Consider the following 10922-nt stretch of genomic DNA (forward strand, 5'->3'; position numbering starts at 1 on the left):
GTGGTGACAGGAGTGCCGGCCGCGACAGTTCCGGCAGGAAAGATGCTGATCGCGAACCGCGGTGAGATCGCCGTACGCATCATCCGCGCAGCGCGCGAACTCGGCATCCGCACCGTGCTTGCCGCAAGTGAACCCGACGCCGATTCCTATGCGGCGCAGCTAGCGGACGAGGTGCAGGTGATCGGCCCGGCGCCAGCGGCCAAAAGCTATCTGGATACCTCCGCGATCCTCAAGGCGGCGGAAGTATCCGGCTGTGATGCCCTTCACCCTGGGTACGGCTTCCTTTCAGAGAGCGCCGCCTTCGCGCGGGCCGTCATCGACGCGGGCATCACGTGGATTGGGCCTTCGCCCGAGGCGATTGAACTGATGGGTGATAAATCAAGGGCGCGTCAGGCTGCGAAGGACGCTGGCGTGCCTACGCTGCGGGGGAGCGATGGGGCGCTGATGCCCGAAGACGACGCGATCGCCATCGCCGCTGCCGTCGGCTATCCCCTCGTAGTGAAAGCCGCAGCAGGTGGGGGCGGGCGGGGCATCCGGTTGGTGACCACCGAGCAGGATCTCCTGTCTACTGTTGAAGTCGCCCAGGCCGAAGCGCGTGCGGCCTTCGGGGATTCCGCTGTCTACCTTGAACAGTTCGTGCACCGGGCCCGGCATGTGGAGGTGCAGATTATCGGCGACGGCGAAACCGTGATCCACCTCGGCGACCGGGACTGTTCATTGCAGCGTCGCCAGCAGAAGATCGTCGAAGAGGCACCAGCCCCAAGTTTGCCGGCAACGGTTCGGGACACCATCGCCGCCTCGTCCATCGAGTTGGGCAGGGCCTGCGGATACCGGGGTCTTGGAACCATCGAATTCCTTTATGACCCGGATACCCAGGAGGCCGCATTCATCGAGATGAATACCCGTCTGCAGGTTGAACATCCAGTGACTGAAATGATCACAGGCCTCGATCTGATCCGCGAACAGATCCTGGTGGCGCGCGATGGAACCCTCCGTCTCAGCCAGGACAATGTCCGGTTCACCGGTCACGCCTTCGAATTCCGGATCAATGCAGAAGACCCCAGGAACGGGTTCATGCCCAGCCCGGGAACTTTGGAGCGCCTGACCTGGCCTGGCGGACCGGGTATCAGGATCGACGCCGGCGTGGTGATGGGTTCCGCCGTCGCACCGTTTTACGACTCGCTGCTCGCCAAGATCGTGGTTTGGGACGCGGGCCGGGATGAGGCGATCGCCCGTTCCCGTCGCGCGCTCGGCGAGGTCCGCATCGAGGGTGTGAAGACCACACTCCCGCTCCTGGAAGCCGTCCTCGCCCGCCACGAGGTGCGCAACGTTGAGCACCACTCCAAGTTCATCGAAACGACGCCTGACCTGCTAGGAGTAGACACATGAGCGAATCCACCGCCCTGCAGGCCCGCTACACCTGGGGAGGGGATGAGTTCCTCTTCGTTGAGATCGCCGAAGCTATGAGCCTTGCCGCGAACTTCACGGCCAACGCCATGGCCAACCTGCTGCAGCACCGGAACGTCGACGGAATTACGGACATCTGTCCGGCCAACGCATCACTACTCATCCGGTTCAACCCGGATCTAGTTCCACCCCAGGAACTCGAGGATCTGGTGCGCCGCGTCGAAGCCGAGGTCGCCCAACTGACGCACCAGACCCTATCAACGCGCATCATCGAGATTCCCGTCTGGTACGACGACCCATTCACGCGCGAAACCGGGTCGCGCTTCCGGAAGGGGCATCAACGGCCCGAGGGCACGGACCTCGATTTCGCGGCTGAGGAGAACGGCCTCACCTCCGCAAAGGAGTTCATCCGGCGGCACCACGAATCACCCTGGCTTGTCTCCATGGTCGGCTTCGTGGCAGGCCTGCCCTTCATGTTCCAGATCGTCCCGCAGGACGAGCAGCTGGAGGTACCGAAGTATCTTAGTCCACGGACTGACACTCCCCCATTGACAGTGGGCCATGGTGGTTGCTTTGCCTGCATCTACTCGGTCCGGGGAGCCGGGGGCTATCAGATGTTCGGCATCGCTGCCGCACCCATCTTCGACCCCGCACAGCGTCTACCCGATTTCGATGATTTCATGATCTTCTTCAAGCCCGGTGACATCGTGAAGTTCAAACCGGTGGACGAGGCGGAATACAGGCAGATCCAGGCGCAGGTGGAAAACGGACACTTCCGGTACCGGCAGGCACCGGTGACCTTCGATCTGCAGCAGGCGATGCTGGACCCCAAGGACTACAACAAGAAGATGATGGAGCACCTCGATGGCGTTTGAGATTCTGGAGTCAGGACTTGCAACCAGCGTTCAGGACAAAGGCCGCTTGGGCTACTACAACGTCGGCATCCCCCAAGGTGGAGCCATGGACCAATTGTCCGCGGAGATGGCGAATGCACTAACGGGTAACTCGCCGGAGGCAGCTGTCCTCGAATGCACCTATCTCGGCCCGAAATTCCGCACCGACCGGGACGCCATGATCGCGGTCACGGGAGCACCCGTCGACGTTCGGGTTAACGGTGATGCCTGCGAGCAGTGGAACCGACTTGAGCTGGCTGCCGGCGACGAGGTGTCCTTCGGTATGCTGCGCGGTGGCACGCGCTACTATGTAGCGGTTCAGGGCGGCATCGACGTCCCCGTGGTGCTTGGAAGCAGGTCAACCTACGCGCTGGGAGCCATGGGAGGGTTCCAGGGACGAACGCTCAAGGCAGGCGACATATTGCCTGTCGGCCCCGCCGATTCAAACTCTGCTCCCGGACCGAGCATCCAGAGCATCGATGAGTCCCTGCGTCCTGTTTTCGAGAAGGAGGTCACGGTGCGGGTACTGCCGGGCCTCTATGACCACCGCCTCAAAGAGGAAGGTCTCGAAACCTTCCTCACCGCGACCTGGACGCTCACGCCCGTGGCCGATCGCACGGGGTTGCGTTACTCCGGCCCCGAGGTCGCATGGAAGCCCCGCACCCAGCCGTTCGGAGCGGGATCGGATCCCTCCAACATCGTGGACGCCGGGTATGCCATCGGTTCCATTCAGATTCCGGGTGGCAAGGAACCTATCGTGCTCCACCGCGACGCCGTTTCCGGTGGCGGTTATGCCATGGTGGCCACGGTGATCAGCGCAGATATGGATCTGCTCGCGCGGAGTGCGCCGGGCACCAAGACCTCCTTTCGGGCAGTCACCATGGATGAGGCACTTGCAGCGCGGTCGGAGGGCAAGCTGGTGCGGTCGAAACTTTGGGATACTTCACCCGGCGATCGTGCGGACGGGTGAAACGTGGGATGCAGCCGCGCTGCTCTCGCGGACGAACAGCTGTGGCGTCATCCGCGCGGAATCGACATGCTCGCCGTTGATGACCTTTTGAAGCATTTCGACGGCGCGGCGGCCAATGTCCAGCATCGGTGACCGTACCGAGGACAGCGGAATGGGGAGCTGGGCCGCGAGTGATGTGTCGTTGAAGCCGACGACGGCGACATCCTGGCCCACGGTCAGGCCATGCGCACGGAAGGTCCCCATGGCTCCGATCGCCGCGAAGTCGTTAACGGAGAACACCGCCGTGGGTGGCCGGCCCGGGCGGCTGATGATTTTCTCGGCGGCGTTCTTTCCACCCTCGGTGTCGAACCGTGACCAGATGACGTCCTTCTTCCGAAGCTCGCCGCCGAGCTCCCGCCACCGCTGGGAGAACCCGGCTGTCCGGTCGATAGCCGTGCTCGCGTAGGGCTCACCGGCAATCACGGCCACCCGCCGGTGTCCGGCGTCCCACAAATGGTCCGCCACCAGCTCTCCGCCAGTGACGTCGTCACAGGTGGACGAGGGAAAGCCCTCGTGGCGGCGGTTCATGAGGACGAAGGGAACGTGCCGTGCACGGAGATCATGGATGAGGGTGGAACCGGCATGCACGTCGCCGAGGATTAACCCGTCTACTCTTCTGGCGAGCATGATGTCAGCCTTCCTGCGCTGCTCATCGATGCTGTCATGCGAGTTCATGACGAAGGTCGAGTAATTGCTTGCCGCAGCCGCTTCCTCCACGCCCTCATACATCGTCGCCAGCACGATATCGGAGAGCCGCGGCACGATGACGCCTAAAGCCCTCGTGCGTCGGGTCCGGAGGCTGGTTGCCTGGGGATCTGGCGAGTATCCGCGCTCCGCTGCTAGTTTCCGGACTCGCTCGGCTGTGGCGCTCGACGCCGCTCCCCGCGCAACGTCCGATGTGGAGTGCAGTACCCGCGACACGGTGGACGAATGAATGCCCAACTCGGCAGCGAGGTCTTTCAGTGTGACCGGAGTGCGGCCTTTCCCAGCGATACTCATTGACCACATCTTTCCCCTGCACCCCGCCAGTCGTTCTCGATGAAAACTATCGCGCGATTCCCTTGACGAGATCCACATCACATCCTAGTGTTTTCTTTCGAGCAACCCAAACGATTGGGTCGCGTGCTCCCCGACCAACATCCAAGTCCGAGCCTGGCCACCCACCTTCACCCGTAAGTAGGGTGCCGGGGCAATTTACCCAAACGATTGCGCGATAAGCTTCGAAACTTTTCAGGAGGTGAACGTGATACCAGCCGATACCCGATACGTGATGCTGCTAGCCACGGGCGGAACCATTGCGTCCCGCACCTCAGCCAATGGCGGAGGCGCAACGCTTGCTGAGGATACAGGTGCGGCTATCCTGCAAAGCACCGGGCAGGGCACTGTGCCCGTGGAGGTGGTCGACGTGATGCGCAAGGGCTCCTACCAGCTGACCTTCACCGACATGCTCTCCATCTGCTCCTCCATCCGTCAGGCACTCAATGATCCCCTGGTCCTCGGTGTGGTGGTCACTCATGGTACGGACACCACCGAGGAAACCGCGTACCTCGCGGATCTCCTACACGATGACCCGCGCCCCGTGGTTTTCACCGGTGCCCAGCGCGCCGCCGACCATGCCGACCCCGACGGCCCCGACAATCTCCGAAAGGCAATCGCCGTCGCAGCGTCACCCGACGCCCAAGGACACGGAGTCCTGATAAGTTTCGCCGGAAAAATCCTTCCCGCTGCAGGTGTTCAGAAAGTGCACACAGCGGACCTTCAGGCATTCCACAATCCCGACGGCGAACCCGTTGGAGCGGTGTCGGAAACAGGGCTCGTATCGATGCATTCCGTTCCGCTCCGGTTCGATCCACTGCCCATCCCGGCTCCTGAGCTGGAGCCACACCGTGCAGATATCGTCGCCACATATCCTGGCGCCGATGCCGCACTGCTGAAAGCGGCGCTGGCCGCCGGTTCCTCGGGAATCGTGCTTGCGGCAACCGGAAATGGTAATGCGAACCCGGTCATTTGTGGGGCGGTTGCCGAGGCCACAGCGGCGGGGGTTGTTGTGGTCACCAGCACCAGGGTGCACGCCGGGCCGGTACTGCCGGTGTATGGCAACGGCGGAGGCAAAGACCTCCACGCCGCGGGAGCCATTCCGGCCGGTCTTCTCAAACCCTCCCAGGCCCGGATCCTGCTCCAACTGCTCCTCACGCTGGGGATGTCGCACCCCCAGGTAAAAGAACACTTCTCCCAGCGCGGCGCCCTCCTGCCGCACTCTGCTACTTATTCACTCCCACTCGCTCCCTTGAAAGGCTGACCTATGAAAAAGGACATACAGATTGCGTTCGGTGTCGACGTCGACGCCGTTGCAGGAATGCTCGGATCCTACGGAGGAGAGGATTCTCCCTGCGATATCTCCCGCGGCCTGTTCAGCGGCGAGGTGGGAGGCCCGCGCATCCTCCGCCTGTTCGAGAAGTACAACCTTCCTTCCACATGGTTCGTACCGGGGCACTCGCTCGAGACGTTTCCCGAGTTGACGCAGATGATCGTGGACGCCGGGCACGAAATCGGTGTCCACGGCTACTCCCACGAAAACCCGATTGCCATGACACGCGAACAGGAGACCGCGATCCTGGACCGCTCCATCGAACTCATTGAGAATGTGTCTGGAAAACGGCCCACCGGTTATGTGGCTCCGTGGTGGGAGTTCTCGACTATCACCAACGAGATTCTCCTCGAGCGGGGCATCAAGTACGACCACTCACTGATGCACAACGATTTCGAGCCCTATTATGTCCGGGTGGGGGACAGTTGGACCAAAATCGATTACAGCAAGCCTGCCGAGGCCTGGATGAAACCCCTCGTCCGGGGCAAGGAAACTGACCTCGTGGAGATTCCCGCGAACTGGTACCTCGATGATCTGCCTCCGATGATGTTCATTAAGGCCTCCCCCAACTCCCACGGCTTCGTGAACCCCCGGGACATCGAGCAGATGTGGCGCGACCAGTTCGACTGGGTCTACTCCGAAATGGACCAGGCGGTATTCACGATGACCATCCACCCCGACGTGTCGGGGCGCCCCCAGGTGCTCCTCATGCTCGAACGCCTCATTCAGCACTTCAACTCCCACGAGGGCGTCAGCTGGCACACCTTCGATCAGATCGCCGATTCATTCCTCGCACGCACCCCCCGGAAGGGAACGAACTGATGTCCATCAAAGAGGCGGGCGTCGACCTTTCGACGCCAACAGGAGACGAGAAGCGCCGTTTTCCGACGTTCACGAAAAAGAGAACGACGACGGTGAGCATCCTTGCGCTTCTCGCATGGACCGTTGCTGTCTTCGACTACGGGCTGTTTGGAACCCTACTGCCTGCGATGCAGGAGGAATTCGGATGGACGGCACCAGAGGCGTACGCAATCAACACCTGGATTGCTGTGGGCACAGCCATCGTCTGCTTCGGCATCGGCCCCGTCATCGACCGCCTCGGACGGCGAAAGGGCATGATGCTCACCGTGGGCGGCACCGCCATCGTCTCTGGTGTCACCGCCTTCATCCCCGCCGGACTCGGCTTCATGAGCAACGCCCTGCTTGTGCTCGTGCGTTCATTTGGTGGGCTCGGGTTCTCTGAGCAGGCTGTCAACGCCACCTACATGAACGAGGTTTACCAGGTCACGGAGGATGAACGGAAACGGAAACGCCCGGGATTCCACTACTCCTTTATCCAGGGCGGTTGGCCGCTTGGGTTCCTGCTGGCCAGCGCTTTGGCGCTGGCCTTTCTACCAAGCCTCGGCTGGCGTGCGCTCTACCTCATGGCCACCATTCCAGCGATCATCATCGTCCTGCTGATCGCCAAGAAACTCAAGGAGACCCCTCAATTCGAGCTTCACCAGAAGCTGACGCAGCTCGAGAAGAGCGGCAAGACATCTGAAGCTCATGCACTCGCCAAGTCCTTCGGAGTGGAACACTCCTCAAGCGCTCCGCTGAAGCGTATCTGGGAGCCAGCCCTTCGCCGCAACACCATCATTTTCTCGCTTGCGTGGATCGTCAACTTTTTTGGCATCATGATTTTCAGCATCCTCGGCACGTCCGTCCTGGCGAACGCTAAGGGAGTGCAGCTGTCAGATGCGTTCTGGATGCTCATCATCATCAACCTGCTGGCCTACTTCGGCTATGTCTTCCACGGCTGGCTGGGTGACAAGATCGGTCGCAAGAAGACCATTGTCTCGGGATGGATCATTTCAGGGCTTTCTTTCGCCGTCATGCTCAGCCCCCTGGTAGCCAGCCCCTTCCTGATCATCCTGACCTACGGAACTGGGCTGTTCTTCCTGGTGGGCCCGTACTCCGCAATCCAGTACTTCATGGCCGAGTGCTACCCCGTCAGCTGCCGTGCCACCGGGCTCGCCTTCATCGGAGCCATGAGCCAGCCCGGCATCATACTCGGTGGTGCGCTCTTCACGGTGGTAGCCGCTGCAGCCGGAACAGGGCCTGCAGCGCTGTGGGTAGGTGCCCTCGGAACTCTGCTCTCCGGTTTCCTGATGCTCGGGACAAAGTCAGTCCCGGCCGTCGCACTGGAGGAAGCCAATGCCATCGTCTGAAGTAGCGATCATCACCGGAGCCGCCAGCGGGATAGGGCGTGCCCTCGCGAAGCACTATGCCCACCGTGGCGTGCGATCCGTGATCGGCACGTTCCCTGGCGATCCTCACGATCCCGAGGAGACGCTTCGATTGGTCGAGGAAGCCGGCGGAATCGCAGTCATCCATGAGGTGGATGTGCGGACCACGGAGTCCGTGGATGCGTTCGCCGAGCGCGCCCTCACCGAATTCGGCCGGCTCGACTACGCCGTTGCCAACGCTGGAATCCTCCGCAACTCGCCGCTGAACGAATTGTCGGACGACCTGTGGAACGACATGCTCAACGTGGACCTCACGGGCGTCCTCCGCACATTGCGCGCCGGATCTCAGCGCATGCACGACGGCGGCGCGTTGGTCGCAGTGTCCTCAATCGCCGGCGGCGTGTACGGATGGGAGGAGCACGCCCACTATGCTGCGGCGAAAGCTGGCGTACTGGGCCTGGTGCGCAGTGTGGCCGTCGAACTGGGCCCCCGGGGGATCCGTGCGAATGCTGTGATTCCGGGACTCATCGAGACGCCGCAATCCCTCGACCCGGTCAATTCGCTGGGCCCGGAGGGCCTGAAGCGGGCCGGCAAGGACATTCCATGGGGACGCGTCGGCACGCCGCAGGAAGTGGCCGACGTGATCGGCTTCCTGACCTCTCACGCCGCCAGGTACGTCACCGGGCAATCCCTGATCGTCGACGGTGGCCTCACCGTAAAGATGAGGGCTTGACCGTGAATACGGAGTGCGGCTGATGGCGGATGAAGGGACGAACCGCGGACGGACGGTTGTGGTCACGGGCGGTGGCAGCGGCATCGGAGCCGCCATCGCCCGCGCTTTCCGAGCCAACGGAGACCGTGTTGCTGTCCTGGATCGCACCCCGGCCGCTGGGACCATCGTCATGGATGTCGCCCAGGAGTTCAGCGTCGTCGGGGCCTTCGCGACTGCCCGGGCAGAACTGGGCTCCATCGACATCCTGGTTAACAGCGCCGGGCTACTCACCGAGTCAAGGCTCGAAGACATGTCCTTGGACCGGTGGACGGAGACGCTGGCGGTGGACCTTACAGGGGTCTTCTTGTGCTGCCGTGAAGTGGTACCCGACATGCGGAGCCGCAACTGGGGCCGCATAATTAACATCTCTTCGCAGCTCGGCCTCAAAGGGGGAACCGGATTGAGCCACTACAGCGCCGCGAAAGCCGGCGTGATTGGTCTGACCAAATCGCTGGCCCTCGAGGTGTCCTCCGACAACGTCCTGGTCAATTGCATCGCGCCGGGGCCCATTGAAACTCCCTTGGTCGACGGCATCTCTGGAGAATGGAAATCCGCCAAGCGCAAGGAACTTCCGCTCGGTCGCTTCGGGTCTCCCGAAGAAGTGGCACCCACCGCGCTTCTCCTGGCGAGCGATCCCGGCGGAAATCTTTACGTCGGGCAGACTCTCGGGCGGCCAAACTCCGGCGACGTCATGCCCTGAAAGGAGGCCACCTATGTGCGGAGCCTGTGGAAAAACAGCAGTACCTGACCCCGTGCTCGGCCCGGTGCGGACCCTCCGCCAACGACTGCTCGTCGCCCAGACCGTCAACACTCTGTGCAGCGGAATTGCCGGTCTTCCCACCGTACAGGTCGCAGGGGATGGCTGGATGGTCCGCAGCGCCACCGGTGCCTCGACATCCTGCAGCACTGTGCATCGGATCTGGGAGGCACTGGTGGGAAGTTGCGTCCGCTTTTACGGCAACCCCCAGCCAATCATTGAGCGCCTCGTCCGGCCAACCAGCGCGTCAGCGAACCGCGGCCACGATGATTCGGCCGCGGAACTCACCGAAGCTGTAGCGGTCGCCGGTCTGTCCGTTGCGGGCGGTGCGGGCTCGCGGACACTTCCCGAATGAGTCCGCGGCGCTGCAGTGTCTATATCTCGTTACGTGGTCTCTTGACCCCACTGGCGGCGGCAGAGCACGCTGGGTGATCAGGTGAAAGCCGGCCGTGAACGCATTCGCAATCACCTTCGCCGGACGGTTCGAAAAAACCACTTGCTGATGAAAACCGCCGGACCCTTCACACCGTTTATCGCACAGTCCCAATGCACATCCTGCTGTGCGCCATGCATTGAACCGCTCTGGGTTCGTTGGAGGCTTTGGTGTGTCCCGGATCACGCGAAACCCGGGACACACCAGAATCTCTATGAAACCCAGAGCGGTTCAGTTTCTGCGTGACCCCGCTCTCCGTGGGAGACCTGCTGGATTTGACTCGCGCCCGTGTCCTTATCGAAACTGCCGTGCTGCGCGAGTCCATCAGCGACGGTGGGCTGGACTGGGAATCCTCCGTGATCGCGGCCCATCACACCCTCCAAGGAACGCCCTACACAACACGGGAAGGTCATTTGGGCGGAACTTGGTCCGTGGCCCACCATGCTTTCCACCGCGCACTTCTTACGGAGCCAACAGCCGCGGCTTGAATCCATCGCCACCGAACTGCGGGATTGTTCCTTGCTGTATCAGCACTGGTCCATTGACATTGCCCACGATCTGGACCGCGACGTCGCCGCCGAGCACCGGAACATCGCCGAGCTCGCCGTCGCCAGGGACGCCGAGGGTGCCGTCCGTGCAATGAAAAATCACATCGAACGGACCACCGCAGCCTTGCTGGCCTATGCGGAATCGAATACGAATGCAGGGCGCGCCGTCTCTGCATAATCCGTACATTCGTACGATGAACGGGCTCAGTTCTACCTCTTTGCCCTGCAAAGGCAACGATACGGTGACACAGGCGACGTGCTTCCGGTGACCCCAGCGAACCCGCCTACGACACCCTCAACCCAACATGCCCTGAGTGTCCCCGTTCCTGTCCGCGATTAATACTCCCAGTCCAACCCCTCGCGATCCCGGGTCGTCACAGGTGAGCATTGTTCCGGTCGGCTACGCAGCGGCGCTTGTCGATAGTGGCGACACTTCTCCTGCTGTTGTGGCGGCGTCCGCGGTCTACTGTTCCGTCGCGTTGCGCAGAATGGCAGCGATCTCTTGGA

General features: G+C 62.0%; 11 protein-coding genes. 10 read left to right on the forward strand and 1 reads right to left on the reverse strand.

The window, feature by feature from the left end; translation table 11 throughout:
• The 3 genes from IWX75_RS15580 to IWX75_RS15590 are packed head-to-tail and all read left to right on the forward strand — an operon-like array spanning window position 1 to window position 3270.
• The gene (locus IWX75_RS15580; protein WP_334684400.1) at window positions 1-1389 is read left to right on the forward strand and encodes an acetyl-CoA carboxylase biotin carboxylase subunit; all 1389 of its coding nucleotides are present in this window, start codon (window positions 1-3) and stop codon (window positions 1387-1389) included.
• The gene (locus tag IWX75_RS15585; RefSeq protein ID WP_196823172.1) at window positions 1386-2282 is read left to right on the forward strand and encodes a 5-oxoprolinase subunit B family protein; all 897 of its coding nucleotides are present in this window, start codon (window positions 1386-1388) and stop codon (window positions 2280-2282) included. The genes IWX75_RS15580 and IWX75_RS15585 overlap by 4 nt, the downstream gene beginning before the upstream one ends.
• A complete protein-coding gene (locus tag IWX75_RS15590; RefSeq protein WP_196823173.1) occupies window positions 2272-3270 on the forward strand; it encodes a biotin-dependent carboxyltransferase family protein in 999 nt (332 codons plus the stop codon). The genes IWX75_RS15585 and IWX75_RS15590 overlap by 11 nt, the downstream gene beginning before the upstream one ends.
• On the opposite strand, the gene IWX75_RS15595 is transcribed toward IWX75_RS15590, so the two are convergent.
• On the reverse strand, window positions 3244-4308 hold the full coding sequence (locus IWX75_RS15595) for a LacI family DNA-binding transcriptional regulator (protein WP_196823174.1): 1065 nt from the start codon (window positions 4306-4308) through the stop codon (window positions 3244-3246). The two genes, IWX75_RS15590 and IWX75_RS15595, sit on opposite strands and share 27 nt — an antisense overlap.
• 244 nt (window positions 4309-4552) lie before the next feature.
• On the opposite strand from IWX75_RS15595, the gene IWX75_RS15600 reads away from it, so the two are divergent.
• From IWX75_RS15600 to IWX75_RS15630, 7 genes are all read left to right on the forward strand, one after another.
• The gene (locus IWX75_RS15600; RefSeq protein ID WP_334684401.1) at window positions 4553-5608 is read left to right on the forward strand and encodes an asparaginase; all 1056 of its coding nucleotides are present in this window, start codon (window positions 4553-4555) and stop codon (window positions 5606-5608) included.
• 3 nt (window positions 5609-5611) lie between these two features.
• The gene (locus tag IWX75_RS15605; RefSeq protein ID WP_196823175.1) at window positions 5612-6499 is read left to right on the forward strand and encodes a polysaccharide deacetylase family protein; all 888 of its coding nucleotides are present in this window, start codon (window positions 5612-5614) and stop codon (window positions 6497-6499) included.
• Window positions 6499-7887: an MFS transporter gene (locus IWX75_RS15610; RefSeq protein WP_196823176.1), complete on the forward strand. Its 1389-nt coding sequence runs from the start codon at window positions 6499-6501 to the stop codon at window positions 7885-7887. The genes IWX75_RS15605 and IWX75_RS15610 overlap by 1 nt, the downstream gene beginning before the upstream one ends.
• Window positions 7874-8638, forward strand: a complete 765-nt coding sequence (locus IWX75_RS15615; RefSeq protein WP_196823177.1) for an SDR family NAD(P)-dependent oxidoreductase — start codon at window positions 7874-7876, stop codon at window positions 8636-8638. The genes IWX75_RS15610 and IWX75_RS15615 overlap by 14 nt, the downstream gene beginning before the upstream one ends.
• A 22-nt stretch (window positions 8639-8660) precedes the next feature.
• Window positions 8661-9377, forward strand: a complete 717-nt coding sequence (locus tag IWX75_RS15620) for an SDR family NAD(P)-dependent oxidoreductase (RefSeq protein WP_196823178.1) — start codon at window positions 8661-8663, stop codon at window positions 9375-9377.
• Window positions 9378-9390: 13 nt separating this feature from the next.
• A complete protein-coding gene (locus tag IWX75_RS15625; RefSeq protein WP_196823187.1) occupies window positions 9391-9789 on the forward strand; it encodes a hypothetical protein in 399 nt (132 codons plus the stop codon).
• A 519-nt stretch (window positions 9790-10308) separates the two neighbouring features.
• The gene (locus IWX75_RS15630; protein WP_196823179.1) at window positions 10309-10593 is read left to right on the forward strand and encodes an FCD domain-containing protein; all 285 of its coding nucleotides are present in this window, start codon (window positions 10309-10311) and stop codon (window positions 10591-10593) included.
• Window positions 10594-10922 lie beyond the last annotated feature (329 nt).

It is taken from the genome of Arthrobacter sp. CAN_A6, assembly GCF_015751715.1.
GTDB lineage: Bacteria > Actinomycetota > Actinomycetes > Actinomycetales > Micrococcaceae > Arthrobacter_D.

Excerpts from the sequence above, each read along its gene's own strand:
- IWX75_RS15585 (WP_196823172.1), top strand. The coding sequence starts at position 1,386 with ATGAGCGAATCCACCGCCCTGCAGGCCCGCTACACCTGGGGAGGGGAT.
- IWX75_RS15590 (WP_196823173.1), top strand. The coding sequence starts at position 2,272 with ATGGCGTTTGAGATTCTGGAGTCAGGACTTGCAACCAGCGTTCAGGAC.
- IWX75_RS15595 (WP_196823174.1), bottom strand. The coding sequence starts at position 4,308 with ATGAGTATCGCTGGGAAAGGCCGCACTCCGGTCACACTGAAAGACCTC.
- IWX75_RS15605 (WP_196823175.1), top strand. The coding sequence starts at position 5,612 with ATGAAAAAGGACATACAGATTGCGTTCGGTGTCGACGTCGACGCCGTT.
- IWX75_RS15610 (WP_196823176.1), top strand. The coding sequence starts at position 6,499 with ATGTCCATCAAAGAGGCGGGCGTCGACCTTTCGACGCCAACAGGAGAC.
- IWX75_RS15615 (WP_196823177.1), top strand. The coding sequence starts at position 7,874 with ATGCCATCGTCTGAAGTAGCGATCATCACCGGAGCCGCCAGCGGGATA.
- IWX75_RS15620 (WP_196823178.1), top strand. The coding sequence starts at position 8,661 with ATGGCGGATGAAGGGACGAACCGCGGACGGACGGTTGTGGTCACGGGC.
- IWX75_RS15625 (WP_196823187.1), top strand. The coding sequence starts at position 9,391 with ATGTGCGGAGCCTGTGGAAAAACAGCAGTACCTGACCCCGTGCTCGGC.
- IWX75_RS15630 (WP_196823179.1), top strand. The coding sequence starts at position 10,309 with ATGCTTTCCACCGCGCACTTCTTACGGAGCCAACAGCCGCGGCTTGAA.